The 26231-nt window shown below is 43.3% G+C and carries 31 protein-coding genes and 1 pseudogene; 5 read left to right on the forward strand and 27 right to left on the reverse strand.

Going from position 1 to position 26231, the window contains the following annotated elements:
* Window positions 1-206 precede the first annotated feature (206 nt).
* Entirely contained in the window at window positions 207-2000 is a 1794-nt protein-coding gene (locus CHH48_RS08705) for a rhamnogalacturonan lyase (RefSeq protein WP_095218891.1), read from the forward strand.
* A 117-nt stretch (window positions 2001-2117) separates the two neighbouring features.
* Window positions 2118-2594 carry a cupin domain-containing protein gene (locus tag CHH48_RS08710; RefSeq protein ID WP_095218754.1) on the forward strand — a complete coding sequence of 159 codons (477 nt, stop codon included), beginning with the start codon at window positions 2118-2120 and terminating at the stop codon, window positions 2592-2594.
* 50 nt (window positions 2595-2644) lie between these two features.
* Here CHH48_RS08710 and CHH48_RS08715 read toward each other — a convergent pair whose 3' ends face one another.
* The 9 genes and pseudogenes from CHH48_RS08715 to CHH48_RS08755 form a co-directional block, all read right to left on the reverse strand.
* Window positions 2645-4105: an aldehyde dehydrogenase family protein gene (locus CHH48_RS08715; protein ID WP_095218755.1), complete on the reverse strand. Its 1461-nt coding sequence runs from the start codon at window positions 4103-4105 to the stop codon at window positions 2645-2647.
* A gap of 14 nt (window positions 4106-4119) precedes the next feature.
* A complete protein-coding gene (locus CHH48_RS08720; RefSeq protein WP_141230061.1) occupies window positions 4120-4989 on the reverse strand; it encodes a methyl-accepting chemotaxis protein in 870 nt (289 codons plus the stop codon).
* A 179-nt stretch (window positions 4990-5168) separates the two neighbouring features.
* The gene (locus CHH48_RS08725) at window positions 5169-5597 is read right to left on the reverse strand and encodes a hypothetical protein (protein WP_095218756.1); all 429 of its coding nucleotides are present in this window, start codon (window positions 5595-5597) and stop codon (window positions 5169-5171) included.
* Window positions 5598-5715: 118 nt separating this feature from the next.
* A complete protein-coding gene (locus CHH48_RS08730) occupies window positions 5716-5907 on the reverse strand; it encodes a hypothetical protein (RefSeq protein ID WP_095218757.1) in 192 nt (63 codons plus the stop codon).
* Window positions 5908-5944: 37 nt separating this feature from the next.
* Window positions 5945-6448: pseudogene (locus CHH48_RS08735) on the reverse strand (GNAT family N-acetyltransferase); the annotation flags it as partial.
* Window positions 6445-6942: a GNAT family N-acetyltransferase gene (locus CHH48_RS08740; protein ID WP_245840352.1), complete on the reverse strand. Its 498-nt coding sequence runs from the start codon at window positions 6940-6942 to the stop codon at window positions 6445-6447. The gene CHH48_RS08740 and the pseudogene CHH48_RS08735, both read right to left, overlap by 4 nt.
* Window positions 6943-6955: 13 nt before the next feature.
* Entirely contained in the window at window positions 6956-7426 is a 471-nt protein-coding gene (locus CHH48_RS08745) for a GNAT family N-acetyltransferase (RefSeq protein ID WP_095218760.1), read from the reverse strand.
* Between the two features lie 57 nt (window positions 7427-7483).
* The gene (locus CHH48_RS08750) at window positions 7484-7666 is read right to left on the reverse strand and encodes a hypothetical protein (protein WP_095218761.1); all 183 of its coding nucleotides are present in this window, start codon (window positions 7664-7666) and stop codon (window positions 7484-7486) included.
* 19 nt (window positions 7667-7685) lie between these two features.
* Entirely contained in the window at window positions 7686-7868 is a 183-nt protein-coding gene (locus CHH48_RS08755) for a hypothetical protein (RefSeq protein ID WP_095218762.1), read from the reverse strand.
* 137 nt (window positions 7869-8005) lie between these two features.
* Between CHH48_RS08755 and pabB the strand changes: the two genes are divergently transcribed.
* On the forward strand, window positions 8006-9739 hold the full coding sequence (pabB, locus tag CHH48_RS08760) for an aminodeoxychorismate synthase component I (RefSeq protein ID WP_095218763.1): 1734 nt from the start codon (window positions 8006-8008) through the stop codon (window positions 9737-9739).
* Here the strand turns inward: pabB and CHH48_RS08765 are convergent.
* The 13 genes from CHH48_RS08765 to CHH48_RS08825 form a co-directional block, all read right to left on the reverse strand.
* Complete coding sequence (locus tag CHH48_RS08765) at window positions 9736-10482, reverse strand: class I SAM-dependent methyltransferase (protein ID WP_095218764.1); 747 nt, start codon at window positions 10480-10482, stop codon at window positions 9736-9738. The two genes, pabB and CHH48_RS08765, sit on opposite strands and share 4 nt — an antisense overlap.
* A gap of 145 nt (window positions 10483-10627) precedes the next feature.
* Entirely contained in the window at window positions 10628-11044 is a 417-nt protein-coding gene (locus tag CHH48_RS08770; protein ID WP_176466404.1) for a helix-turn-helix domain-containing protein, read from the reverse strand.
* Window positions 11045-11138: 94 nt separating this feature from the next.
* Window positions 11139-11582: an NUDIX domain-containing protein gene (locus tag CHH48_RS08775; RefSeq protein ID WP_095218766.1), complete on the reverse strand. Its 444-nt coding sequence runs from the start codon at window positions 11580-11582 to the stop codon at window positions 11139-11141.
* 69 nt (window positions 11583-11651) lie between these two features.
* A complete protein-coding gene (locus CHH48_RS08780; protein WP_095218767.1) occupies window positions 11652-14783 on the reverse strand; it encodes an alpha-mannosidase in 3132 nt (1043 codons plus the stop codon).
* A 12-nt stretch (window positions 14784-14795) separates the two neighbouring features.
* A complete protein-coding gene (locus CHH48_RS08785) occupies window positions 14796-15620 on the reverse strand; it encodes a carbohydrate ABC transporter permease (RefSeq protein WP_038558611.1) in 825 nt (274 codons plus the stop codon).
* A 16-nt stretch (window positions 15621-15636) separates the two neighbouring features.
* The gene (locus CHH48_RS08790) at window positions 15637-16494 is read right to left on the reverse strand and encodes a carbohydrate ABC transporter permease (protein WP_095218768.1); all 858 of its coding nucleotides are present in this window, start codon (window positions 16492-16494) and stop codon (window positions 15637-15639) included.
* Window positions 16495-16566: 72 nt separating this feature from the next.
* Window positions 16567-17931, reverse strand: a complete 1365-nt coding sequence (locus CHH48_RS08795) for an extracellular solute-binding protein (protein ID WP_095218769.1) — start codon at window positions 17929-17931, stop codon at window positions 16567-16569.
* Window positions 17932-18120: 189 nt separating this feature from the next.
* Window positions 18121-18441 (reverse strand): hypothetical protein, encoded by a 321-nt coding sequence (locus CHH48_RS08800; protein ID WP_095218770.1) that lies wholly within the window; start codon window positions 18439-18441, stop codon window positions 18121-18123.
* The gene (locus CHH48_RS08805; RefSeq protein ID WP_095218771.1) at window positions 18431-19129 is read right to left on the reverse strand and encodes a type 1 glutamine amidotransferase; all 699 of its coding nucleotides are present in this window, start codon (window positions 19127-19129) and stop codon (window positions 18431-18433) included. The genes CHH48_RS08800 and CHH48_RS08805 overlap by 11 nt, the downstream gene beginning before the upstream one ends.
* A gap of 15 nt (window positions 19130-19144) precedes the next feature.
* Entirely contained in the window at window positions 19145-19585 is a 441-nt protein-coding gene (locus CHH48_RS08810) for a GNAT family N-acetyltransferase (protein ID WP_095218772.1), read from the reverse strand.
* Between the two features lie 58 nt (window positions 19586-19643).
* Window positions 19644-20240, reverse strand: a complete 597-nt coding sequence (locus CHH48_RS08815) for a YdeI/OmpD-associated family protein (RefSeq protein ID WP_095218773.1) — start codon at window positions 20238-20240, stop codon at window positions 19644-19646.
* Window positions 20241-20279: 39 nt separating this feature from the next.
* Window positions 20280-20663, reverse strand: coding sequence for a VOC family protein (locus CHH48_RS08820; RefSeq protein ID WP_342747533.1), 384 nt, complete (start codon window positions 20661-20663; stop codon window positions 20280-20282).
* Window positions 20664-20677: 14 nt separating this feature from the next.
* Entirely contained in the window at window positions 20678-21433 is a 756-nt protein-coding gene (locus CHH48_RS08825) for an AAA family ATPase (protein WP_095218774.1), read from the reverse strand.
* Between the two features lie 57 nt (window positions 21434-21490).
* Between CHH48_RS08825 and CHH48_RS08830 the strand changes: the two genes are divergently transcribed.
* Complete coding sequence (locus CHH48_RS08830) at window positions 21491-21889, forward strand: hypothetical protein (protein WP_095218775.1); 399 nt, start codon at window positions 21491-21493, stop codon at window positions 21887-21889.
* Here the strand turns inward: CHH48_RS08830 and CHH48_RS08835 are convergent.
* Genes CHH48_RS08835 through CHH48_RS08840 form a run of 3 tightly spaced genes read right to left on the reverse strand, consistent with a single transcriptional unit; the run spans window position 21877 to window position 23533 of the window.
* Complete coding sequence (locus tag CHH48_RS08835; RefSeq protein WP_342747532.1) at window positions 21877-22398, reverse strand: GNAT family N-acetyltransferase; 522 nt, start codon at window positions 22396-22398, stop codon at window positions 21877-21879. The genes CHH48_RS08830 and CHH48_RS08835 overlap by 13 nt on opposite strands.
* Window positions 22399-22454: 56 nt before the next feature.
* Complete coding sequence (locus tag CHH48_RS19500; RefSeq protein ID WP_176466403.1) at window positions 22455-22592, reverse strand: hypothetical protein; 138 nt, start codon at window positions 22590-22592, stop codon at window positions 22455-22457.
* Window positions 22589-23533 carry an alpha/beta fold hydrolase gene (locus CHH48_RS08840; RefSeq protein ID WP_095218777.1) on the reverse strand — a complete coding sequence of 315 codons (945 nt, stop codon included), beginning with the start codon at window positions 23531-23533 and terminating at the stop codon, window positions 22589-22591. Before CHH48_RS08840 ends, CHH48_RS19500 begins: the two co-directional genes overlap by 4 nt.
* A gap of 32 nt (window positions 23534-23565) precedes the next feature.
* Between CHH48_RS08840 and CHH48_RS08845 the strand changes: the two genes are divergently transcribed.
* On the forward strand, window positions 23566-24339 hold the full coding sequence (locus CHH48_RS08845) for a class I SAM-dependent methyltransferase (protein WP_095218778.1): 774 nt from the start codon (window positions 23566-23568) through the stop codon (window positions 24337-24339).
* A gap of 77 nt (window positions 24340-24416) precedes the next feature.
* Here CHH48_RS08845 and CHH48_RS08850 read toward each other — a convergent pair whose 3' ends face one another.
* Window positions 24417-25370 carry a transketolase family protein gene (locus CHH48_RS08850; RefSeq protein ID WP_095218779.1) on the reverse strand — a complete coding sequence of 318 codons (954 nt, stop codon included), beginning with the start codon at window positions 25368-25370 and terminating at the stop codon, window positions 24417-24419.
* Window positions 25367-26212 (reverse strand): transketolase, encoded by an 846-nt coding sequence (locus tag CHH48_RS08855; RefSeq protein WP_095218894.1) that lies wholly within the window; start codon window positions 26210-26212, stop codon window positions 25367-25369. Before CHH48_RS08855 ends, CHH48_RS08850 begins: the two co-directional genes overlap by 4 nt.
* Window positions 26213-26231: the final 19 nt, after the last annotated feature.

A 26231-nucleotide genomic window follows, 5' to 3' on the forward strand; every position in this document is an offset into this window, starting at 1 on the left:
GATTTTAAGATATTTACAACCATATTTGAGAATGCCCTGCCTTGTCTAATAAGAATTAACCTTCCTACTGCATTAAAATGAAAGCGCTTCAACAAATAAGGAGAGGAATGGTTATATTGAAAAAATGTCTGCTTTTGCTGCTCGTCCTGCTTCTGACATTCGCAATCCCCTTCTCTGCCGATGCCAAGAAACTGCCTAAAAGGCAAATGGAATATTTGGAACGTGGCGCTGTTGCCGTCCAGACAGAGGATGGTGTCTTCTTAAGCTGGAGATTCCTCGGGAACGATACGAAAAAAACCTCCTTTCATGTATATCGCGACGGTAAGAAAATCACTCGGAAACCTGTGAAACACAGCACAAATTTCCTGGATAAAGATGGTACTGTAAATAGTGTATATCGTGTAGAAGCAATCGGAAAAGGCGTAGATCAGGATAAGATTAAAGTATGGCAAAACAATCAGCTGCATATCCCCCTTCAAAAGCCAGCTGATGGTAAAACACCGGATGGGAAGTCCTATACTTATAATGCCAATGATGCCAGCGTCGGAGATCTGGATGGTGACGGAGAATGGGAAATCATTTTGAAATGGGATCCATCCAATGCACAGGATAATTCCCGCTCCGGCTACACAGGCAATGTTTTAATCGATGCTTATGAAATGGATGGGACGCATAAATGGCGAATTGATCTTGGCCATAATATCCGTGCAGGTGCCCATTACACACAAATGCTCGTTTACGATTTTGATGGTAACGGAAAATCTGAGCTTGTCGTCAAAACAGCTGACGGAACAACAGATTCAAAAGGAAAAGTTCTCGGCGATCCTGACGCGGATCATCGCAATGCATCAGGCTATATACTCGAAGGGCCAGAATATTTGACTGTATTCGAAGGCAACACGGGTAAGATCAAGCAGACAGTCGACTATGAACCAGCCCGGGGGGATATTTGTGATTGGGGTGACTGTTACGGGAACCGAGGGGACCGTTTCCTTGCCGGAGTCGCCTATCTGGATGGCAAAACACCGAGTATCATTGAAGCAAGAGGCTACTATGAAAAGACAGTAATTGCGGCCTATACCTATAAAGATGGCAAACTGAAAAAGCAATGGATGTTCAATAGTGAAACACCTGGAAACGAAGCTTATGCACAGCAAGGTAATCATAATTTGAGTATCGGAGACGTGGATGAAGACGGCAAAGATGAAATCATCTATGGCGCGATGGCATTGGACGACGATGGCACTGGTCTTTATTCGACTGGTCTTGGTCACGGTGATGCAATGCATCTTAGCGATTTAGACCCAAGCAGACCAGGGCTTGAAGTATTCCAAGTACATGAATCCTATCCAAATGAAGCAGGATTAGAGTTCCGCGATGCCCGTACAGGAGAACTAATTTGGGGGATCCCTACAAATATAGATGTAGGACGCGGTCTTGCATCTGACATTGACCCTCGCTATCCAGGAGCAGAAATGTGGGCAATTGACGGTGCATGGAACAGCCCGACAGGTGGACTCTACGCTGCTTCAGGGGAGAAAATTTCCACAAATATCCCTCCTGCCAATTTTGCTATCTGGTGGGACGGCGACTTGACACGTGAAATACTTGATCATACTTTCGATGAAAGCATCCAGACTGGTACTGGCCTAATCGGAAAATGGAACCCGGAAACAGAAAAATTGGATACATTACTCGATGCCGAAGGAACTTACTCCAACAATGGAACAAAAGGAAATCCTGCCCTGCAGGCTGATTTAATCGGTGACTGGCGTGAGGAAGCCATCTGGCGTACAGAAGACAGCAGCGCTCTTGTCCTTTATACGACAACAGACATAACCGAAGAAAAACTCCCTACCTTAATGCACGACCCTGTTTACCGCTTAGGCGTTGCTTGGCAGAATGTTGCTTATAACCAGCCACCTCATACAAGTTATTTCTTGGGAAATGATATGAAACAGCCGGAGATGCCACGGATTGACGTAATCAAAGCTAAATGATCGTTTTTCAGGGTACAGGAAAACCTCCTGTACTCTTTCTTTTGCTTTAAACCACCAAGAACTCTCAGTGAGCAATAGCATAGGATACGATATAACTGCAGCAAAGGAGAAGGATAAATGTACCCTGGATATCCGCACTATCACTGGCCCCCGAGTCCAAATGACTGGCGCAATTATCAGTGGCAGCAGCAAATACACGATCACGGAAATTCACCATATGTTGTCGACATCGAACAAGCTACAGAAAATAATCGATTCTTCCGAACAGCTATCTGGACCGGAAAACATCTTCAAGTGACATTGATGAGTATCCGACCAGGAGAAGATATCGGTTTGGAGAGGCATCCGAATGTCGATCAGTTCCTACGCATTGAATCCGGGCATGGACTAGTCCAAATGGGCCCTAGGAAAGACAACTTACAATATCAGCAATATGTCCAAGATGATTATGCCATCTTTGTCCCTGCTGGAACATGGCATAATGTGATAAATACCGGTCGTACACCTTTGAAGCTTTATACTATTTATGCACCGCCTGAACATCCATATGGCACAGTTCATCGAACCAAACAGGATGCCATGGCTGCAGAGTAGCTGCACATAAAAAAAGCCCCACAGCCTTATGAGCTGCGGGGCTTCTATCATTAGCTATACGGATATTGTCTGCGATCGTGCTGAATGCTTATCCATTTTGTTGTTGTGAATGCATCAAGGCTCCAATCGCCATTCAGGCGGCCAAGGCCGGAATTCTTCACCCCGCCAAAAGCAACAGTAGGTTCATCATTGATTGTACCGTCGTTGATGTGGATCATACCCGTATCCATTTGTTTCGCAAGCTCTGCACCGCGCTCCACATCTCTTGTATGTATAGCACCGCTCAAGCCATAATCGCTGTTATTTGCAAAGGCAAGCACTTCTTCATCGCTCTTCACTTTCAAAATGCTGACGACTGGGGCAAATAGTTCTTCGTTTGCAAGTGTCATATCTGGCGTTACATCGCCGAATACTACTGGCTCAACAATGTTACCTTCCACTTTACCTTTGATTAGCGGTGTTGCACCTTCTTCGATACCTTTTTCAATCAACGCTACAGTCGTTTTCACTTGCTGTTCGTTAATAAGCGGTCCGATGATTGTGCTTGGATCTTTCGGGTCACCGCAAGTAAGCCTGGAAACCTTCGCCAAGTATTTTTCAACGAATTCATCATACACATCTTCATGCACAATCAGACGATTGGCAGACATACAGATCTGACCTTGGTGAGTGAAACGGCTGAATACAGCTGCACTGACTGCAAGTTCCATATCTGCATCCTCTAAAACTACCAATGCACTGTTACCGCCAAGCTCCAAATGCGCCTCTTTCAAATTCTTACCGGCTACCATTCCGATATGTTTACCGACTTTAGTAGACCCTGTGAAGGATACCGCACGAGGAATTGAATGCTCTACGAAGTTATCACCAATTTCACTGATTTCTGTCACAATGACATTGAGCAAGCCCTTTGGAAGACCAGCGTCCTCGAATAGCTTCGCAATCATCGTACCACCAGTAATTGCAGTATGTTCATGCGGTTTCAATACAACACCATTTCCAGCTGCCAATGCAGTCGCAACAGACTTCATGGATAGGAAGAATGGGAAGTTGAATGGGCTGATAACGCCCACCACTCCAACAGGAACACGATAAACACGGTTTTCCTTGCCATCAATCGGGGACGGCAGGATTTGGCCGTTCATTCGGAATGGGAATGTTGAGGCTTCCTTGATGATATTTGTAACGAGACCGATCTCGAATTCAGCTTTTAATCTTGTACCGCCAATTTCCTCGATGATAGTCTCAACAAATGCTTCATGGTTTGCTTCGAGATAAGCAACAGCTTTTTCGAAGACAGCGCGTTGTGCTACCGGGTTTGTTTTCGCCCATTCTTTCTGCACACGGGCAGATGCTTCATATGCTTCGTTTAAATCATCTAAGCTTGCAGCTTGATAGGTAGCAATTAGCTCACCGTTATATGGATTGCGATTCTCCATTTTTACACTGCTCTGACCCTCACGCCATTCTCCATTAATATACTGACTGTTCAAATGCTTGAAATTTTCCATGTCGGTCACCTCTATTAGTCTTTGATTGAGATATTCTCTTTTGCTAGATTTGCTAGAGTTTGTACATTAGCGTTAATCTCTTCCATCGTCGCTGTCAGCTCTTCGATGGCAGCTGATTGTGTGTCTGATTCTGCATTTGCTTCTTGAATTGAATTGCTCAGCTTGCCGATAACAGTCTTGATTTTCTCGGTAATCTGATGGATTTCTGTTACCTGATCCTTGGAGCCAGTTGCCATCTTGCGGATTTCATCTGCAACCACACTGAATCCGCGTCCCTGTTCTCCAGCACGCGCAGCTTCAATAGCAGCATTGAGACCAAGCAAGTTGCTCTGATCCGCAATACCCTTAACGACGTTGGATACTTCCTCAATCGTATCCACGCTATCTGTTACCTCTGAAGCTTTCTTTGATATGTAATTCATGCCTTCTGCCAAACCAGAGATGGATTGCGCCATATCCTGGATTGTTGCAGTCACGTCGCCAATAACATCAGAAAGATTAGAAGCAATTGAGGACAATTGATTCGCACTTTCGATGCTCAAACCGACTCCGATACCGCCTATTACATTTCCTGCTTCATCGTGAAGCGGAATAGCACGGGCGATAATACTGATTCCGAAAAGCTCCTCCGGTACGACTGCATATTGATTTTTGTTCTGGCGAATAGCCGCTGTTACGATATCCCCATCCATTAATGGGTCTCCAGGTGTAACATTCAATGAAAAGGTCTTGGCAGGGAAATTGATAATCAACTTCTCCGTATTATAGATACCAATCGTGACATCTTCATTGATTAGATCCTGCAAGAACGGCCCTACCTTTACAAAGGCGTCCAACATCGGATGTATTGCCTGTTCCGTCTGCTCATGTACTTGCATACTCATTACATCAAGCCCCTATTCATAAAATTTCACTCTATTACTATATATCGGCAATATTCCACATTTGTAAAGTAATTTGGTAAAAATGGAATATTAATAAATAATATAATTCAAGGTATTATTCCCTATTAAATCGACAAGACATACAAATATTCAATATTTTATAGACTTAATGGACTAGCTTAATAGGGAAGATTCGCATATGGATCTGTGTTCATATGGGCAGACAGCAAACAATGAATGTAGGAATTCTGCGGATAAAGGCTTATTGGCTTTCGCTTATAGGGAATCATTTGTGGACTCGCTTGTTCTGTATCAGAAGAGATTGTTTCTTGCGTGTCTTTATTAAAAAAGGTATGCAACAAAGTTTCCAGCCAAGATTCTTCTGCTACTGGCATTTCAGCTGGTATTGCGTTTTGGAAATCTTCTGTTGAATATTTTCCGTTAGTCTCTTGAAAAACTGGATCTGAACTGCAAATAAAAATGTCTGCTCTTTTGTTATTTATTGATACAGATGAGTTAGGATCTAATGAGGCTTCAACCGCATGACAACAGAGGAAGATACAGCAGCATGTAAGAGTGATCGCAATAGAGGATGACTTGCTCTTCATTATTGGTAACACTCCTTTTCACTGGATAACATTAGCATAGCAGAACAGCAGGCAAACCTAGCGTAAATTTTAGATAAAAAAAAGCCAGCTGATTGAGTTTCCCCACCAGCTGACTTCTTTATCTTCTTTTCATTCCTCTTTTGCGAGCTTTTATGATCCGCCAATATCCGATTTGGAAAAGTACTATCCCTATAACAATAATTACTATACCACTAATAATCGCAACCATATCGTCAACTCGCCAGAACAATATCAATAGAATACCGATGATTTCCACCAATACCCCAGCTATAAGCAGCCATTTGTTCATCTATCTTCCCTCTCCTTCAAATGAGGTCCCGAGGGTTAATGATAGCAAGAGTTTGATGATCCTGCCACTTTCCATTGATTTTGACGTTCTGTTTTGCGATACCTTCCTTATGGAAGCCTGCCTTTAGCAGCACCTTGATAGAGCCGATATTATGCGGCATGACACCTGCCTCTAACCGATGAAATTCCAATTCATCAAAAGCAATAGCCACTACCTGACGGACTGCCTCTGTCATATACCCTTTTCCGTTTTGATCCTTATCAAGAAAATAGCCGATCCAGCAGCTCTGAAGATTCCAGCGCACTACCTCTGACAGCATGACAATACCGATTATATTTTCATCCATAAGAATGACAAAATAATAACCAGTATCATCAGCAGCAGAAGCAATTGCCCGATCAATACGCTCCTTTTGACCATCCAGTGTATAAAAGTGCTCTTCACGCTTCCCCGTATAAAGCTGGAAGAATTCCTTATTTCGCAGCTCCAGAGATAAGAGATCTGCTGCATCCTGTTCTTTGACTAATCTTACTGCAATCATTTCTGCTTCTCCCTTCCTGACACCGCATCCCAGTCTTCCCCCGCTTCGCGGAATCCTAATGTCCGATAAAGTGATCTGGCGCGATAATTCTGCTTGGTTACAACTAGATAAAGAGCTTCATAGCCTAGCCGAACTAAGGCCTGCTCACTAGACTGTATCAAACTAGTGGCAACGCCCTTTCCCTGCCATTCCGGAGCAGTGACCACATAAGCAAGCAAAGGAACAGAACGGAAGAGCGTTACCATCGTAACACCGTTTATCCCCTCAGAAGTTTGTGAGAAATAAGAACAGGAAGGCAGGAATAGACCGTACTTCCCATCCAACACATCCTGTATTTCACCTAAATAGGCATTCTTGCTATCGTATTCTTCATCTATCGTATCCCTAAACCTCTTGTAAAATAAAGCAGCTAACGCTGTTTTGCCCCGCTCATCAAATGGATGGAGATCCGTCTGCATCCATTCGGCAGACATAATGTCTTTACGCATAATCACCCGTCGCAAAACTTTATATCCGCTTTTCGTAATAAACCAATGTAGCCCGCTCATTCAACGTTTGTATCTTGCCAGTCAGTTTATATCCTATTTTTTCATACAAATGACAGTTGCCCTTTTCTTCCCGCAAGGTGGCCAATCGCCAAATCCTAGCATCCGAAAACATGTTTTCTGCCAGCTTTAGAACCTGCTGAGCGATTCCCTTCCCCTGGTGAGAAGGATGAATGAAGATTGGACTGATCCAATAAACATAAGGTTCTTTCGAAAAAAGGCAAATGGCGCCCGTAAGTTGTCCCTCTGTCAGTATCTTGTAAAATCCTCCGTCTGTTCTGTTAATGCGTTCAATTGTACGTGATAACGGCTCATTGGCAGGGTTTGAGTCCAAGTCCTGATACTTATCAAGTAGCGGCTGAAAAGCTGCGACCTGGTATTCATGAATCAGCTCCGCATCTGCCTCTGTTGCTTTATGTAATATGATATGCATTCTCTTACCTCCATCTGAGATAATGCGATCAACTAAGATTAGAGCTCTTTCAGGCTATCAGTTCTCTGATTTTGATTGTTTCAAGATGGCTACAGTCTTAAATCCCATCAAGAAAGCCCATACACAGTATACAATCAAAACTCCCCACTCCACCCATTTCATATGACTTAAATCTATACTTGTCATAAACACGATGAAGGTGAGCAATATAATGGCATCCGTATAGTCGAATGGTTTCATCCCTTGTTACCTCCTCTTACTAATACCCTTTCTTCCGCCCGAAGCGAAGTACGTATGCAGTTAGTGAAAGTACAATAGCCGCACAAATAAGCAGATCCGGTATCAAGAGTACATATCCGTCGAGATTGGGACGGATCCCGATCAAATAGATGCAAGCAAACACCCAAAAGCCTATTTCCTTCAACACTTGGATCGTCCGCAACGTACAACTCCTCCTAAAATATTGTACCTACTATTACGAGATAATATGGAAATAGTTTCAATAATTACTCTATTCCGATAAGCTATTCCGCTTATCCACCATATGAGATACTAGGAAAGCAAGAAAGGAGATATTCTATGTACGCTTATTTCAATTTTGCTGATGCAAATGGACAAACACAGCATCGGCGTTTCACAGAGCAGCATACACTGCTGACCGCATACACAATAGATGAAGTCATTCCCTGCCTGGAGCAGGTGCAAGTATATACAGAAAAGGGATATTATGCTGCCGGCTACCTTTCCTATGAAGCTGCTGGAGCATTCGATCCAAGCTATGTCACTGCTGCTGGATCAAAGCTGCCCCTTTTACAATTTGGTATTTACAAGACCTTTAGTAAAGAGCAGCCAGAATCAATTAGTGAAGCACCGATTAAGCTGAACTGGCAGCCAGCAATCTCAAAAACAACATATGACCAAGCTATCCAGACTATTAAAGAGGAAATTGCTGCTGGCAATACATATCAGACGAATTATACAATGCGTCTGCGCACAGCCTTTGCTGGTGATTCTGCTACTCTTTTCCGCCAAATGCAGCGAGCACAGCGTGCCGATTATACTGCCTATTTGGCGTGGGAAGATACTGCTATTTTATCCGCTTCTCCTGAATTATTTTTCCGCTGGGATGGAGAACGTATTATTACAAAACCGATGAAAGGTACGATCAAGCGTGGACTTACATACACGCAGGACCTTGAACAGCTGGAAACCTTAGCTGCCTCTGTCAAAGACCGTGCGGAGAATGTCATGATTGTCGATTTGCTGCGCAATGATATCAGCAGGGTTGCCAAGCTTGGTACTGTGCATGTTCCAGCGTTATATACAATTGAAAAATACCCGACAGTTTACCAGATGACTTCAACTATAGAAGCAGAAACAGTCCCAGGCACAACAATTATCGATATCATGCGGGCCCTCTTTCCATGCGGATCGATCACAGGAGCTCCTAAAGCGAGCACAATGAAAGTAATTACGGACCTCGAATCTGAACCGCGCGAGGTTTACTGCGGTGCCATCGGCTATATTGAACCAGGCGGCGAAGCTGTCTTCAATGTGCCAATCCGTACTGCAATTGTCGACAAGGCAGAAAAGCAGGCTACCTACAGTGTCGGCGGAGGTATCACTTGGGATTCCACTTCTAAGGGTGAGTATGAGGAAGCAATCGCCAAATCATCTGTACTGCAGGAGCAGCTTCCTGATTTCGAGCTGTTGGAAACGATTGCGTATTCAAGTGGTGTTTTCCTATTGGAGGATAGACATATACGCCGTCTGCTGCAGTCTGCAGATTATTTCAGCATCCCGATTAAAGAAGCGGCTGTCCGCAAGCTTCTGTATCAACACCAAAACGAGCACCCTGGACAATCTCACCGGATACGTCTTTTAGCTAATCAGAGCGGACAGCTTGAGCTCTTTTATAGTGAAATGCCAGCATCGATTAAAAATAAACAGAAATTCACTTTGGCTGCCACACCAATTGACAATAGAAGCCGATATTATTATCACAAGACGACTTATCGCAAAGTATACGAAGATTATAAGATAGAGAAGTCAGGTGTGTTTGATACGCTGCTTTGGAATGATGCTGGCGAGCTGACTGAATTCACGATTGGCAATCTTGTCATCGAGCAGGATGGCAAGCTGCTGACGCCTCCTGTTTCCAGCGGCCTGCTGCCTGGCACACTGCGACAAGAATTATTGGAAAAAGAGACGATTCAAGAAGCTGTATTGACGAAGGCTGACCTCCAAACTGCTTCTCGCATCTGGCTGATCAACAGCGTTCGAGGCTGGGTAGAAATGGAGCCCGTCCATTAAGGACGGGCTGTTTTTCTCGCCTTCAAAATAATGAATGATGGTCGGCGCAGCTCATGGTCTATCCGCGGCAGCTGAGCAATTGCCGCTTCACTTGGCATTGGCTCTGTTACTTCTTGGAGACTGAAACCATTCCGTATAAGTCCGTTGCATAGCGCAGCGAACGACCGATGGTAGTAAACTACTCCATTTACATACCATTTAACTTCACGTCTGCCTTGCTCCTGGTAGTTATCCACCGCGAAATGAATCCGGTTCCCTTCTTCATCTGTAATCCATTTGTCGCCTTCTTTTCTGGCAGTTACAATTGGATGCTCGGTGGAGAACAAAAGGATACCGTCTTCTTTCAATGATGCATGGATAGACTGGATAACTGCATCGTAGTCTGCCACATAATGCATTACTAGTGAACTGACAGCAATGTCGTAACTCTCTTTTTTCAGCACTGCATCCTCTAATGCTGTTTGAACAAAATCAATTGCTGGATGACCATTTCTGAGTTTTGCTTCCTGCAGCATTTTGCTGGATGGATCAATAGCAGTGACACGCTCAGCTCCATGTTCCGCACAATACCTGGCCAAGTCCCCCATGCCACAGCCAATATCCAAAACATGCTTGCCATTTAAGTCAGGCAGCATTCGTTTTATCTCAGGCTGTTCCAGAAGTTCATTGTAATTCACAGGATCTTCCCGCAGAGCCTTGTAATTCTCAAAAAATACTTCATTGTCATAAATATTCTGCTTCATAATAACGCCTCCTAATCTATAATCGAATACAATTTCATTTTGGCATCAATTAAAAATAATACTAGACTTATTTTTTAGAATTTTGTATCATTTAGATTGAGGCATATCTTCTTTAAGGTAATAAAAACATCACATAGTAACCTAATTAATTTTTCTCTTTTAGTTTCTCCAGCTCTTTTTTCATCTGCTTTTTCATCTGTTTGAACAGCTTTTCCCGTTCTTTCTTCACTGCTTTTTTCACTGCACGTGAGACAAGCTTCTCCAGTTCCTCCGCAGTTACGTTCATTATTTTCTCTGTTTCTGACTTCTTCTCCATAGACTTGTTATGCCCGGTCAGCTTCTGAATTACATCCGCAAAAGTCATTTTTTCTCCAAGTAATTTCTTTAACTCTTTAAATGTAGCGATATCCTGTTCTGTATATATCCGCTGTCCTTTTTCGTTCCGCTGAAACGGATAATGAGCACTTTCCAATGCAATCGCCCATCTTCGAAGCGTCGAGGTTGTCACATCCAATGAAGCAGCCAAGTCCTTTGCCGTATACTGCATTTCTTGTTCAGACAAATCCATTCCCCCTGCTATATGTATAATTGGAAACACTTTCCTAAAGTATACTATAGGAAAGTTAGAATCCAAAGCACATATAAGCTGATCCGATTTAATCTAGTAATCCGATATATTGCCGGACTGCCCAGGCTTGGTGCTGATGAAATAATCTGCTCGCTGCTTCTTTAGGAGTCAGCCAAATCAATTCATGATCCTCTTCCATTGGTTCTATCTCTTTAACTCCTAGTGTACAGCTGTAGAAACTCCCTATATTTTGTATATAGTGACTAGCATCTCTGGACTGGAAGTATTGTGTTCCTTGACATAGAAATGCTGGCTCGTTTATCGTGTAGCCAGTTTCCTCCACGACCTCTCTTTCCAGACATTCTAATTCATTCTCACCGTTCTCTATTCCACCTCCAGGCAACATAAATAATTGATCGTTTCTTTTACGAATCACGCCTATTTTTCCGGATATGCCCCCGTGCAGAATCCCGTATACAGCCCGTCTCTCTACATAGTTTTTTCCTTGCTCTTTATTACCGAACGCACGCATATGTATCCTCCTTTGCTTTTGTAATCGAAAGTATACAGTAAAAAAGAAAAGCCCACAAAGGGGCTTTTCTCATGATTTGGATATACGAATTGTCTTTATTTCATATGGAGTGAAGGATAATTCTATATTTCCTTCCTGAGGGCTTTGGTCTACTTTTCTTTCCCTCAAATCACATTCTTCCCAGAAGGTATAGTTGAACTCTGGCTGTATCGTCACCTGCTGTGTACCACCGGTATATTCATGCAAGCGGATGATGATGTCTTCATTATCTTCTGCTTTCTTAATTGCATCCAGTTGCACATGCGGGTTATCTATAGAAAATAATTTTGCTCCGTCTTTGTCATTTACTCCGCTGTATACTTGGAACGGCTGATTCAGCTTCCATGCCTCTTGTACAGTATTTGCCTCCACCCATCCTTTTTCATGTGGGTAAAGGGAATACGAAAATACGTGGTGACCTTGGTCTTGTTCGATATCCGGTGCAATTGCGGATTTGATCAAAGACAGACGTATTGTATGATCTTTGATGTCATGTCCGTACTTGCAATCATTAAGCAGACTGACACCGTAATTTTGCTCCGAGAAATCGACCCATTGATGCGCAACAGATTCGAACCTGGCTATATCCCACGAAGTATTCCAATGTGTCGGTCGTTTGACATTGCCGTATTGGATATCATAAGTTGCTTCTGTAGCCCGAATTTGGACAGGAAAGGCTACTTTTAATAATTGCTGACGCTCATGCCAATCTACTTCTGTTTTAAAATCAATAACTTTCCGGTTGCGATAGAAGATAATGTCTTGATGAATAGTCGAATTACCGTACTGCCAGCACGCTTCTATCACCAGCTGCAGTGGACCTGCTTCTTTCAGAGTAAAATCGAGCAGGTTTGTGACTTCCTTCTTTTTCTCCTGATAAAATAAATCGATATCCCAAGCATCGTAATCCAGTGGCTTATCCTCAAACACCTGAAACACATTTGCATTCTCCGACTCAGCTATTACATGACGCTTTGCTTTCCTGTCATATAGAGACTGGAGTTGACCGTATTCATTAAACCTAGCTTCATAAAATGGAGTTACAAGCTCCCGGTTCTTCAACTGGAACCACGCATTATCCTGTTCTGAATCTTTTTTGTCGGTCTTTAAATGAACCTGCTTACTTCCTGTTCCCGGTACAGCCGGTACTTCGACCAGCCAGCCGCCTTTGTGTTTTTGAGCTGCCAAAGGGCTGCCGTTTTCATCCTCCCATACACCGTCATCCTCTGTCTCTATCTTGACAATACCATTCAATTGCCACGATGAAGAATTCACAATGCTCCATGTATGCTTTTCATCTGTAATCAAATCGTCTGCTGCAACCTTCTGCAGCGCTTGCAGCTTTGCATACCCATCCTCGTATTCCTTTTCACTATCTTCATATACTTCCCGAATTGAAGATCCCGGAATAATATCGTGGAATTGATTACGTAATAATGTCCGCCATACCTCTTCTAAAGTAGAAGATGGATACTTCAAAAAGTCATCTGCCTGAATTGCTTTCCATACATGCAGGAATTCTGTCTCACGCAGCTTCAGTTCCATCCTGCGGTTCATTTTCTTATTGTAGGCTTGACTCGTATACGTACCGCGGTGATATTCCAAGTAAAGTTCTCCATCCCACACTGGCATGAACTCTGATGTATTCTGGGTCTGATCATGGAGTGATTCGAAATAACTTTTAACATCGCCTGTTTTGACGTTAGGCAGCCCTGGCATACGATCCAGTCTTCTCCGCATTTCAAGCATGGTCCTGTTCACGCCGCCTCCGCCATCTCCGTATCCATAGGAAAGAAGCAGTTCCTTTGTAAGTGCTTTGTTTTTATAGTTATCCCAAGTTCCTGTTACTGTATCAGGCAGGATTTGACCGTTATACGTAGCGAACCATGTATTTTCCCTTGGTGATGGATCAGGTGTCGTGATAAATTGTGTCAGCACTTCACTTCCATCCAGCCCTCGCCATGTAAATGTGTCATTTGGCATCCGATTGAATTGGTTCCAGCTAATCTTGGACGTTAAGAATGTATTGATCCCTGCCTTGCTGAGAATCTGAGGCAATGCCCATGAATATCCGAACACATCTGGCAGCCAGAGGTAGTTCACATCTTTTCCGAATTCCTCCTGGATGAACTTGGCACCCTGTAAGATCTGACGCACCAATGATTCACCAGAAGGTAAATTACAATCAGCCTCCAGCCACATCGCACCGTCCACTTCCCACTGACCACCATCAATTCTCTCCTTAATCTGAGCGTACAGTTCCGGGAAGTCTTGTTTTACATAACTATAAAGCTGCGGCTGTGTTTGCAGAAACTTATAGTCAGGATATTTTTCCATCAGACGTAAAACAGTCGAGAAGGAGCGGCCTGCTTTTTCTCTCGTATGTTTCAAACGCCACAGCCAAGCTACATCAATATGAGTGTGACCGATACAACGAATTGTGATTGGAGAATCGCTGTCCAGATTATCCAATTCTCTTTGGAGATAGTCGTTTGCCTCATAAATAGAATGATAGAATATATCACTTCCTGGGGAGCTCCAATCAATTAACCGGATAGTCTGGTCTAACAGCGATAATAACTGGACCCGCTCCGCGGCATTCTCGTCTAGTACACGTATTGTTTCAAGAATGGCAAAGGTCGTATAATAAAAATCATCGGTTTGTTCATCGAAAAGGGCTACTTCAGCGCGCTTTATTTGATGCTCCTGGTCTACCCTTTTGCCACCTCCTTCTAATCCTGACCAGAGACGAAATGCCAAAAGAATAGAATCACCATACCACTCATCCTCAAAGAACAGTTCCTGGTGATTGGAGTCTACCGCCTGATACATTACATTGTTCACATAGCATTGTGACTCAAAGCCTGAATTTCCTCCGCCGCCGGTCTTGCCAAAATCGAATACACCAACTACCTGTTTCCCTGCCCATTCCTCAGGAAGAACGATTTCCTTTGCCAGCCATAGATAGCGATCTCGGCCTTTCCAATGGTCCCCAACATGCAGCTTCTCTTTAAAAGCTTCCAGACCTGGTACTTCAGGTGCGACCTTCTTATCCTGATCCTCCAATGCTAGAAAATGCTGCAAATCATGTCGATCCCGATAGCGGTATTTCTCCAACTCTTCTATTCTTCTTTCTAGCTGACGTTCTTTCAAACCCAACATACTTACACTCCCTTAGCCCTTGGATGCTCCTCCGAGACTGAAGCCCTTGGACATGTATTTTTGAGCAAAGATATAAAGAATGATAGATGGCATTGTGTACAGCATGGAGAACGCTGCTAATTTGCCGTATTCGATAATGCCGTAGTTTCCGAAAAACTGGTATAGTGTCACAGACGCTGGAAGCTTCTCCTGTGTCTGCAGCAAAATATAAGGAACAAAGAAATTTCCCCAGCTGCCTGTAAATGTGAAAATTGCAATCGTAAAGATTCCTGGCAGCATTAACGGCCCAACTACTTTACGCATACTCGTCAGCACCGATGCACCATCCACCCATGCCGATTCCTCCAGTTCAATCGGTACCGCATCCATAAAATTCTTCATCATCCAGATGGCATATGGCAATCCTGACGCAGCAAGGAAGATCGTCGTGAAAATAATAGAATCTTGGATGTTCAGGAATAGGAACAGCTGATAGACCGGAACCATAACTGCCGTGATCGGCAAAGACGTCATGAACAAGATGGTAAGCAGGAATGACCGCTTATATCGCAGCCTATATCGAGAAAGCGGATAAGCAGCCAATCCAGCAACAATTACAACAATCGTTGCCTGCCCAAGCGATATAAACAAACCGATTGCAAAAGAACGGATATTACTTGGGTCTGACAGAATAGCCGTAAAGTTATCGAGCGTCCATTTCTCCGGCAGCTTGATTGCTTGGGTTGCCTGCTGATCGAAGGAAGCGAATACGAGCCACAAAAAAGGCAGTAAGAAGCAGATAGCTAAGAAGATGAGCGCCAGATAGTGGATTACTAATTCTTTTTTCGATACCTTCATTCTGCATCCCTCCTCCTTATAGTTTTACTTTCATAAAACGCATGTACAGCAGACTGGCAACCGTACCGATTACGAGTAGAACTAGCGAAATGGCTGTGCCATATCCGAATTGGTAGTTTACGAATGCTTGGTTGTACATGAATATTGGAAGAATCTGTGTAGCATTACCTGGTCCCCCGCCTGTCATCGTGTAAATCAACGTGAAAACGCCAAGTGTCTGCAGCGTAACGAGCATCATATTAGTCACTATCGAGCCTTTAACAATTGGAAGTGTAACGCGGAAGAATATCTGCCAGCGGGACGCTCCATCTATGACCGCAGCTTCTTGTACTGATTTTGGCACATCGTCCAGTGCCGCTTGGAAAACCATCATCGAAAAAGCAGTACCATGCCAGATGTTTGCGATAATGACACTTACCATCGGGAAAGTGAATAACCAGGTGATTGGTTCAAACCCAATCCCCTGCAGAATTGCATTGAACGTACCCGCATCACTCAGGAAAGCTACCCAGCAAAAAGCTACGACAATCTCCGGCGTCACCCAGCCGGCAATTACGATCACACCAATAAATCGGCGAAAACCGCGTCGCTTCTCCTTCATTAACAATGCAAGGATCAATCCTAATACAACCTGTCCGACTACGGCAGAGAAAAGTAAGAAAATAAGCGTCCGGAACACACTAATTCGAAATTCTGGGTCTTGAAACATATTAGTGAAATTTTGGAATCCGATAAATTGAATGTTGGCTGCATCGGTTCCTGTAAGTGACAAATTCGTAAAAGCAAAACCGAAAGTCAGTAACATCGGTGTTATGAAAAATAATAAAAGAAGAATCCAAGACGGAGACAAAAAAAGTATCGCTTTTCTATGCATACATATTCGTCACCTTTCTCCCGCCCAATCAAAGGGAACTGGGTAATCCAGCGCCCTTGATGGGATGGTTTCCTATTCAGCCACCTTCGTGTTTTCTTTGCCTACCACTCGTTCTACTCCAGCTTTATATTGCTGCACAGCATCTTCAGGAGTCAGTTTTCCAGTTGCGATTGCTTCGACTACTGTCTGCAGCTGCGTGGAAACTGCTGGATACTTATCATTCGCTGGTCTGAATTGTGCATTTTCCAAGTACGCTTGCGATTCTTTGGCAAATGGACGGTTCACATACTCTTCTACTTCAACAGCATCTGTACGAGTATTCAAGTTACCATCTGTCAGGGAGCGATTGATGCTGTTATCCTTTTCCATCAGGAATTGAATGAATTCCCATGATTCTTCCTTCATATCTGCTTTGGATGGAATTGCCCATGCCCAGCCTCCACTCATTGTAATTGCTCCTGGTTCCTGCCCATTCTGGGTCGGCATAGGTGCAAACCCTATTTTCTCCTCAACATTTTCAATCGGAGCCGCTCCGTTCTCAGCCCAGTTCCGTGCGTTCCAGCTGCCATCCAGTGCTATTGCCAGTTTCTTTTGCGGGAATAACTGCTGGAAAGCCACGTTTCCTGATTGACCGCTCATGACGACAGAGAAATCTGGACCAACTTTTTCTACATCGTACACCTGTGAAATAAAGCGGAACGAATCCAGTAAACCTGGACTATCCACAACCCACTTTTTATCGGAGTCGTCGTAGAGAGTATCACCAGTTCCATATAGCAGCATCTCGAGTGTCTGCATCGAAACTGCCTCGCCATTGGCCTTGCCAACTTGCATAAATAGCGGTGTCACTCCATCTGTCTTCTCTTTAATTGTTATCGCTGCATCCAGTACTTCTTCCCAATTTTTCGGTTCCCAAGGTACAGGAAGGCCCGCTTCCTGGAACAGCTCTTTGCTGTACCAAAGCCCACGAGAGTCAGAAGTCGACGGCACCCCATACACCTTGCCATCTTCCGCTGTCACACCTGATTTTAGATTTTCAATAATGTTATCCCATTCCTCCCAATCTGCAATACGATCATCCAAAGGATCAAGATAGCCGGCATTCGCATCAGAATTAAGCATGAATGTATCCTCCGATACAACATCCGGAGCGGTTTCTGCTGACTTCATCTGCAGTGCAACTTTAGAGAAATAGTCTCCCTCACTCGCTGTAATTGGCGTTATCTTCACATCGATATCCGGATGTTCTTTTTCAAATTCATCCAACACACCTGAGTCAAAAAAATTCTTTAGTGAATCTACTGATCCAGGTGATCGATAAACGACAGTCAATTCTTTCTTTCCGCTTTCTGTTTCATCACTGCTGGAGCATGCCGTCATCAAAGCAAGAACAAAAATAAGCAGAATTAATCCAAAGCCTTTGACTCTTTTTCGCATACAGAATTCCCCCTTCTGATTTCTGACTAAATTTGTAAGCGTATACATTTTTAGAGTAGAAAATAGAGGCATGAACAGTGCTCATAACCGATTATATGTTTAAGGAAATCCCTTATACCGAATTTATACGAGTAATTCAATATAACTAGTTGAATCAAAAAAGCTGTCAGCTTTATTAGCTGGCAGCTTTCATGTATAAAAAGAGCTTAAATAAGATTTTTTATAGCAGATAGTGAAATTAGGCAGTTCATGCTGCAATTTGATAGACAATAACCTTCCTTCCTTATTAAATTCTTCTTCAGTCCTTACTGCACCTATCTTTAATAATTCCTTATCCCAATCTAACCAATGCCCATATTTCTTCGTCCAATTTCCAATCATCTGTTTCAACTCATTTGATATTGGAAATTCATCAAGATCTAGATTTTCCTTGCAAACCGCACACCAAACTGGATCAGCAAAGTCCGCTTCAAAAAGAATATCGTTCGTTTTCTCGCAGCTACAATCCACTTGTTTTCCGATCCTCTCTCACAGCATCCACCAAATGATCCAGCAGCTGATACAATACTTCTTTATTTTCTAACGGAAAATTTGCTGTCTTCATTGCCTGCTCACTCTGGACATATAGACTATCATCAAGATAATCCCGGTCATGCAATATCAATTTCTCCATACTTTCTCTAGTCGTCTCGAAATGGAATTGTAAACCTATTATATGATCGTGATACACAAAGCCTTGATTTTCACAGATTTCATTTCCAAAAAGCCGTATCGCACCGTCTGGTAAGGAGAATTGTTCACCATGCCAATGGAAGACAGTCATCTCGTCTGGAATGAAAGAAAAGTGCGTAGAAACGGTCTGAATTGGATGCCAGCCAACTTCCTTTTGTTCACCTTGGAATACAGTCGCTCCTAAAGCCTTCGCAATTTGCTGTGCACCGAGACAGATACCGAATACAGGCTTTTGCTGATCAATTAGCTGACGGATCAGTTCGCGCTCCTCCTTTACCCATTGATCTGCATCATTGGCACTCATCGGCCCGCCCAGAATGATGAGCAAGGTGATATTCGCTGCATGGGGAAGATCAACTTTTTCGTAGAGATGATGAACGCGAAAGCTATGTCTGCGCGCTTCTCCCCAATCACTTATAGCAGCAAGATCCTCAAATGGAACATGCTGCAGAACATCGATAATCATCCTCTACATCCTCCTCTACAGGGTAAACTCGTAATGATAGAACTGCTGGTCTCGCTCGTATCCTTTCCGTTCGTAAAGACGCTGCGCCTTCTCGTTATCAGGAGCTGTACTTAGTGCGATACTTCCCGCACCAGTTTCCCTTGCGAAAGCCTCCGCTGCATCAAGCAATTTTTCTCCTACACCTTGTTTTCTAGCACTTTTCGCTACATATAAGTCATTCAGTATCCATGCGCGTTTCATCCCGATAGAAGAAAAAGTAGGATATAGCTGAGTGAAACCGACATAATCATCTCCATCCTTTGCGAGGAATATGACGGAATCATCCTTCTCCAGCCTTTCTGTTATGTACGCCTCTGCACCACTTAAATCGTGAGCTTGCTTATAGAACTGCCGGTATTGATCGAATAATTTTGCTGTTTGTTTTACTTCCTGTATTGTTGCTCTGGTAATTTCCATGTCTTCACCTCTGATTTGTATAACTAACTATATGCCACTAATTTCTGCTGCCGTTACATTATTTATCATTCAACCCTTTTCCATCGAGAATGTGCTGCATATATTTATCAATCCTTGCCTCTCGCGTTTTGGATTGTTTAGCTTGAGAAAAGTAAAATATATATGCTCTTTGTCGTCCCGGTGTCAGTGCTTCAAAAGCGATTTTCAAGGCAGGGATTTCATCGAATTTATTATGAAGTTCTTCAGGAATTATGTATTCAGCGTGCTCTTTTAAATCTACTTGCAGACCGGCTTTTTCAACTTCTATCGCCAGATATATATAGGATTTTATGACGGTTTCCATTTCAGCTATTTCTTGTACATTGGTGAACCTTATTTGGCGTGCCGCTTGTACATTCTCCGTTTGCTGAATCAGTACCCCGTGGGCATCTTTTAACAAAGCACCTTTGTGAAACAAAAGCGCGCAATAGTCTTTGAATCCATGGATTAAAACGATGTTTTTACCCTCAAGCGTGTAACAAGGATGCTTCCACTTGAAATCTTCGGTCAGCTCACAGTCAAGAACAATATTTCTCAGGCTTATGAATTCTTCCTTCCACTGTTTAGCCTTGCTTAAGAACTCGTCAACCTTAGGATTCGTTTCACTATTTGTCATTCGGGAACTCTCCTTATCACATGCTATTCTTCTATCTAACTATTTTAACTGATTTATCCTGTTCTGTTCTTCTTCCTTATCAAGATATTCATAATATCCGAGCTGATTCCCCCACGGATCAGGAAAGGTTGCCCACTTGACTGGTACATCTGAACGCATATGAATGTCAAAATCCTGTATGTCCAACTTTTCGATAACTCTCTCTCTTGCTGCTTCCAAGTTCCTTACACCTAGGCGGAGTGGCCCGTTTCGATATTCAGTTTCCGCTTTTTCGGCTAACTGCAGCCAGCAGCCTGACACTACTTCCCATTCTAAAAATCCTGCATGCGGAATGAAGTCCGGATCTTTCTGAAGAAAGATCGTATACCAGCTCCTGGCTTTCTCAATATCGGTAACAGCAAAACGGATTGTCATTTCGAACATAATTTTTCCCCTATTCATTTTTTAAATAAATGATGTAAAAGTTTGCCTCTATCCTCGAAAAATTGCTTCATGATGCTATAATGCTGTGTATCCTCCAGTTGAACTTCTTCCATTCCTTCCGCATCCAGCTGTAGAATCTTCGCGCCCGGGTAAGCCATCAGCAACGGAGCATGTGTCGAGATGATGAACTGCGATCCATCTTCCACCAGTTTATCAATCCGAGCAAGCATCGACAGCTGGCGGATCGGAGATAAAGCTGCTTCTGGCTCATCAAGAATATATAATCCATTGCCGGCGAAACGCTCCATAAAGGCTGCGAAGAACGCCTCTCCATGGGACTGTTCATGCAAGGATGTCCCGCCGTAGGAATCAATGATTTTCCGTCCGCCTCCTCCTCGATCCAGCTCTTCAATATGCGTCGCTACATTATAGAAAGTCTCTGCTCGAAAAAAATAGCCATCCTTTGGGCGGTTCCCGCCGCGTACAACTCGCACTAGTTCATGCAATTCGGAATGTGATGCGTAGCTTGAGAAAGAGAAATTTTTCGAACCGCCTTCAGGATTGAAGCCGAGTGCGACAGCAAGCGCTTCAAGCAGTGTCGACTTGCCCATGCCATTTTCTCCAATGATGTACGTAACATTGGGATGGAAAGAAAGTTTGCCTAACTTTTGAATGACTGGCAGTGAAAATGGGAAATGATTAAGGAGCGCTGAGGATTCTTCCTTCAGACTCATTTGTCTCACAAATTGATTGGTCGAAGTTAATTTCACATTATCAATCCTATCTTCATGTAAGTCAGTTTAACAAGAGAAAGGAGAATATATATCATGCAGGAATATATTCTGTTAGCTATACTGCTTGTCTTATTTTTTGCGGTCATCCTATCTACCCGCTATTTAAACAAACCTATTAAAAGCTTATTTATTATTTACTATCTAGTACTCGGTGCTCTGTTTGTTATGGTTAAGGAGCGCATTGATAACGCTTATGAAGGAGCAACGACACCTAACGTGAATTGGATCGTGAATAATGAATGGGTAGCTGATATCCGTCATTTACTGTTTGTACCGATGATCGGTTTATTAATATATCTGTTGTATAAAGGTTATAAAGATCCAAAAGGTCCCTGGAAACGCTCCAATATCCTGGGCGTCACCATACCGCTGGCAGCTCTGCTTGCAGTCCTTTATTTTCTATTCACGTACACATATGGCTACCATTCTTGAGGGTGTTCTTGTTCTAGCATGCTGTAAAGGAAGGAATCCCGCCAGCTTGATTTCATGCGAATATGTTCCCGGATAAAACCTTCCTTCTGCATGCCGATTTTCTCCAATACGGTTGCAGAAGCCAGGTTATTCGGATCACAGGTAGCATAGATACGATGCAGACCAAATCCACGAAATCCAATAGAAAGAACAGCTTTAGCAGCTTCTGTTGCAAAGCCTTTGTTCCAGAAATCGGGATGGATGATATAGCCGATTTCCCCTTCTTGGTTTTGTGTGCTATTAATACGCAATTCTGCAGAACCAATCATTTTCTCCTCGAAGATGATTGCATATACATATCGCTTCCGCGGCTCTTCCTCAGCATCCTGCAACACTTCCTCTACAAACTGTTTCGATTCAGCTTCCGTGTTCGGCCCCCAAGGCTGATAACGACAAGCCTGTTCCAGTGAAGCATACGCATGGACAGCTTCCCAGTTCTCCTCCATAAGCTCACGTAACTTTATTCTCATATGCATCTCCTTTCCATTCCATTAACAAGCAATCCCGATAGCTCCCTTCATGCCACTCACGCTTTTGCAATGGCTTTACTTTGCGGAACCCCGCCTTCATAAAATACAAGTACTTCAGGATCTGACAGCCATTTGACCAGAAGGGCAACATCGGTACTTTTAAGCGGACGAACTTCTGATTTTTGTTTTGTCACGATGCAACAGTCTCCCGTATCGTTTTTAAAAGATTGATAAACTTCTTCGGTTCCTCGAGAAACGGGCTGTGTGCACTTTCTGAAAAAGTATGAAACTGTTTAACTGGTGCTTTAAGTGATGTATAGAAGTTGTAAGCCTGCTGATAAGTAGTTTGATAGTCATACTGCCCATGAAGGAAGAACACCGGCACTTCCAGCTCAGGAACAGTACGAATTAGATTGATTGTGCTTATCTCTTTTGCAAGCCTTTGATACGAGAGTCCGCTGCCTGCGAATATATTGAATTTATCTATCCATCTATATTCTGGACAGACCATCACTTCCCGGATCAGGCGACTGCTATTGTAACCATCTCGGGTAAAACCAACAGCGTACTTATTCGTATACTTGAATCGAACTGCTCCATAGGCACGGTTTTGGTAGTAACTTTTATCAAATTTTTTCCGAGCTAATTTACGTTTAGCTCTTTCATCTGAGCGGCGATCAGCTTCCGAGACGAGGAAGTCATATGCTTCTTTTTCCGATTCAAACTGAATACCAATTTGCCCTACTCCTATATAGGCATGAAGCTGTTCTGGCACTTTTTGCGCAGCCATTGTTCCTAAAATACTGCCCCATGAATGCCCAAGTACATATATCTTCTCTTTGTCATAGGTCTTCCTTAGGAATGCAATTAATTCCAAGGTATCTGCAAGTAGTTGTTCCAACGTAAGCAATTTTCCGCCCTCAGCTGCTTTGTAGGAGGAACCGGTACCGCGCTGATCCCAGTAGCAAACAGTAAACTCTTGTTCCAGTTGCACTCCATGTGCCTTTATTAACGGATAAGCAGGAAATCCAGGACCTCCGTGCAGAAATAACAAGATAGGAGCAGCTTTATCCTTATTATGCTTCATAATGACACCCTGCTGTGCTCCATTTAGATCCACCAACTGTAAAGCCATTTTTTCACTTCCAATCAGAAAGGATAGTAACTATGGATTTTCATCATACAAAGAATAAATGGAGTTATACCCAAAGAAATGCAAACGCCACATGGATTAGAACTTATACCTCCCTCATCGAAAATCATCCTATTGAACAGGCTCTCGATATCGGCTGCGGCGGCGGTATTTACACGAAAGCACTTGCGGAAATGGGCATCCCATCTGTGATAGGAGTAGATTCATCAGAAGTCATGCTCGAGGCAGCAGCAGAGTATTGTCACGGGCGGGAAGGAATTAGTTTCCACAAGGGTGACGCTCAAGCAACTGGGTTGGAATCAGCGAGCTGCGACCTGATTCTGGAACGCGCATTGATTCATCACTTACAGGACATACAGCCTTGTTTCTCAGAAGCATATCGTTTATTGCGCCCCGGTGGAGTATTGCTTATTCAGGACCGCACACCAGAAGATTGCCTGCTGCCAGGAAATCCCGAGCATATTAGAGGATACTTCTTCTCATGTTTTCCAGAACTCGCAGAGATGGAAATCAGCAGAAGACATACATCCGCTCAAGTTATGAAAAATCTAGAAGATTGCGGCTTTCATGATATAGAGAAACATACATTATGGGAAGTTCGTCAAATACATGTGTCGAAAGAAAAACTGCTGGCAGATATTCGTGCCAGACTGGGGAGAAGCATCCTGCATGCTTTAGAGGATGCTGAACTGGAGAAGTTGGTTTTGTATATAGACGATTGTATCACAGAGGAAAGGGATATTGTGGAAAGTGATAGGTGGACGATTTGGAAGGCAGTCAAAAGATAAAGGCTATCGCTTTATAACGACAGCCTTTATCTTACATACTATTATAAACTTCTTCATTCGCAGTGAGTGACATCCAGTTACTTCTCTATAAGCCTTTGTACAGCTTCAACGATATCTGTATTTGTGAGCTTATAATAAGTCTTTAAATAATCTACTTTCCCCACTTGCCCAAACTGTTCACGTACTCCTATTCTATACATCGGTACAGGGTGATTCTCAGCTAATACTTCCGAGACGGCACTACCTAACCCGCCGATTACATTATGATTTTCTGCTGTTACAATTGCTTTTGTCTTTTGGGCATATTCTGTGATCAATTCTGCATCAATTGGTTTGATAGAATACATATCAATGACAGCCGCGTGGATCCCTTGCCGCTCGAGAATATCTGCAGCCTGTAAAGCTTCTGCAACCATAATACCGGTTGCTATGATAGTGACATCACATCCGTCACGCAATAGCTTCCCTTTTCCGTCTTCAAAGGTTTCGTTTTCCTCGTAAAGCTTGACGGCATTCTTCCGAATTGTACGGATATAGTGGATGCCGTGCTCTTTTTCAATACGTCTCAGCAAGTACCCAAGCATAGTAGAATCACTAGCTTCATAAACATGCGCTTGCGGAACCAGCCTCATAAGCCCAATATCCTCAAATGTCATATGGGTACCGCCGTTATGCTCTGCCGTAATACCTGCATCTGACCCGAGGATTTTGATATTTGTCTTGGCATATCCGCCTGAAACGAATAGCTGATCAAATGTCCTTCTCGTAGCGAACTGGCCGAAAGTGTGCACATAAGGAATTTTCCCTGTAAGAGATAAACCAGCTGCAACTCCCATCATGTTGGCTTCCATAATACCGCTGTTGATGAGCTGATTTGGTATTTCTGCTTTGATTTTATTCGTTGTGATAGCACTCATCAAGTCCGCTTCCAGAGCTATCACTTCCGGGTTTGCTTTTGCCAGTTCCAGAATGGTTTCAGCATAGACTTGGCGCATCTCTCGTTTTTCTTTTTCATAAACAGTCGAAATCATCCTCCCACCTCCTGCTTCAGTTTCGTTTCCAACTCATGAATTGCCTGTTCAATTGCCGCTGTATCTGATTCGTTCGGTCTGATGTGGTGATTATCAGCCAACTCCTCCAAATAACGGACTCCCTGCCCTTTGATAGTATCCAAGATGATGGCTACTGGTTTTTCCTTTTGATTCATACCTTGCAAGATTGCTTGATGGATGTCTCCTACGTCACTTCCGTCCACTTTGCAAGTATAAAAACCAAAGGCATCCATCTTTGCAGCAAAATCGATAGGGTCAATGATATCCTTCGTCAGACCATCCAATTGCTTCTTATTATCATCAACGAAAACGAATAAATTGTGCAGTTTATGATGGGCAGCGAATTGAAAAGCTTCCCAGCATTGGCCTTCATTCAGTTCTCCGTCACCTACGATACAAAATGTCTTGTTCTTCCGTTCGGAGAGCTTATGAGACAGCGCAACACCTACAGCAGCTGATATACCTTGACCGAGCGAACCTGTCGTCATGTCCACACCTGGAGTCAGGTTTTTGTCTGGATGAGAAGGCAGCTTTGTACCATTTTGATTTAGTGTATACAGCATCTCTTCAGGAAAATATCCCTTTACTGCAAGCGCTGCATAAAGCCCTGGGCCACCGTGTCCCTTTGATAAAATGAAATAGTCTCGATCTTCCCACATTGGATCAGTCGGATTAACTTGCATCACATCTCCGTAAAGTACTGCTAATGTTTCAATGATAGATAAGCTTCCTCCATAGTGACCGAACCCCAAATGATGAAGCTCTTGAAGTGTCTTCAATCTAATTTCATCCCGGAACCTCTCTACCTTCTCTAAATCCATCATTTATCTTCTCCTTTCC

Source organism: Terribacillus saccharophilus, from assembly GCF_002272075.1.
GTDB classification, from domain to species: Bacteria; Bacillota; Bacilli; order Bacillales; family Amphibacillaceae; genus Terribacillus; species Terribacillus saccharophilus_A.

Excerpts from the sequence above, each read along its gene's own strand:
- pabB (WP_095218763.1), top strand. The coding sequence starts at position 8,006 with ATGTACGCTTATTTCAATTTTGCTGATGCAAATGGACAAACACAGCAT.
- CHH48_RS08845 (WP_095218778.1), top strand. The coding sequence starts at position 23,566 with ATGGATTTTCATCATACAAAGAATAAATGGAGTTATACCCAAAGAAAT.
- CHH48_RS08855 (WP_095218894.1), bottom strand. The coding sequence starts at position 26,212 with ATGGATTTAGAGAAGGTAGAGAGGTTCCGGGATGAAATTAGATTGAAG.
- CHH48_RS08730 (WP_095218757.1), bottom strand. The coding sequence starts at position 5,907 with ATGAACAAATGGCTGCTTATAGCTGGGGTATTGGTGGAAATCATCGGT.
- CHH48_RS08830 (WP_095218775.1), top strand. The coding sequence starts at position 21,491 with ATGCAGGAATATATTCTGTTAGCTATACTGCTTGTCTTATTTTTTGCG.
- CHH48_RS08780 (WP_095218767.1), bottom strand. The coding sequence starts at position 14,783 with ATGTTGGGTTTGAAAGAACGTCAGCTAGAAAGAAGAATAGAAGAGTTG.
- CHH48_RS08810 (WP_095218772.1), bottom strand. The coding sequence starts at position 19,585 with ATGGAAATTACCAGAGCAACAATACAGGAAGTAAAACAAACAGCAAAA.
- CHH48_RS08710 (WP_095218754.1), top strand. The coding sequence starts at position 2,118 with ATGTACCCTGGATATCCGCACTATCACTGGCCCCCGAGTCCAAATGAC.
- CHH48_RS08745 (WP_095218760.1), bottom strand. The coding sequence starts at position 7,426 with ATGCATATCATATTACATAAAGCAACAGAGGCAGATGCGGAGCTGATT.
- CHH48_RS08750 (WP_095218761.1), bottom strand. The coding sequence starts at position 7,666 with ATGAAACCATTCGACTATACGGATGCCATTATATTGCTCACCTTCATC.
- CHH48_RS08840 (WP_095218777.1), bottom strand. The coding sequence starts at position 23,533 with ATGGCTTTACAGTTGGTGGATCTAAATGGAGCACAGCAGGGTGTCATT.
- CHH48_RS08790 (WP_095218768.1), bottom strand. The coding sequence starts at position 16,494 with ATGCATAGAAAAGCGATACTTTTTTTGTCTCCGTCTTGGATTCTTCTT.
- CHH48_RS08725 (WP_095218756.1), bottom strand. The coding sequence starts at position 5,597 with ATGAAGAGCAAGTCATCCTCTATTGCGATCACTCTTACATGCTGCTGT.
- CHH48_RS08815 (WP_095218773.1), bottom strand. The coding sequence starts at position 20,240 with ATGACAAATAGTGAAACGAATCCTAAGGTTGACGAGTTCTTAAGCAAG.
- CHH48_RS08850 (WP_095218779.1), bottom strand. The coding sequence starts at position 25,370 with ATGATTTCGACTGTTTATGAAAAAGAAAAACGAGAGATGCGCCAAGTC.
- CHH48_RS08715 (WP_095218755.1), bottom strand. The coding sequence starts at position 4,105 with ATGGAAAATTTCAAGCATTTGAACAGTCAGTATATTAATGGAGAATGG.
- CHH48_RS08765 (WP_095218764.1), bottom strand. The coding sequence starts at position 10,482 with ATGAAGCAGAATATTTATGACAATGAAGTATTTTTTGAGAATTACAAG.
- CHH48_RS08720 (WP_141230061.1), bottom strand. The coding sequence starts at position 4,989 with ATGAGTATGCAAGTACATGAGCAGACGGAACAGGCAATACATCCGATG.
- CHH48_RS08835 (WP_342747532.1), bottom strand. The coding sequence starts at position 22,398 with ATGAGAATAAAGTTACGTGAGCTTATGGAGGAGAACTGGGAAGCTGTC.
- CHH48_RS08705 (WP_095218891.1), top strand. The coding sequence starts at position 207 with ATGGAATATTTGGAACGTGGCGCTGTTGCCGTCCAGACAGAGGATGGT.
- CHH48_RS08785 (WP_038558611.1), bottom strand. The coding sequence starts at position 15,620 with ATGAAGGTATCGAAAAAAGAATTAGTAATCCACTATCTGGCGCTCATC.
- CHH48_RS08795 (WP_095218769.1), bottom strand. The coding sequence starts at position 17,931 with ATGCGAAAAAGAGTCAAAGGCTTTGGATTAATTCTGCTTATTTTTGTT.
- CHH48_RS08805 (WP_095218771.1), bottom strand. The coding sequence starts at position 19,129 with ATGATTATCGATGTTCTGCAGCATGTTCCATTTGAGGATCTTGCTGCT.
- CHH48_RS08820 (WP_342747533.1), bottom strand. The coding sequence starts at position 20,663 with ATGTTCGAAATGACAATCCGTTTTGCTGTTACCGATATTGAGAAAGCC.
- CHH48_RS08775 (WP_095218766.1), bottom strand. The coding sequence starts at position 11,582 with ATGCGTGCGTTCGGTAATAAAGAGCAAGGAAAAAACTATGTAGAGAGA.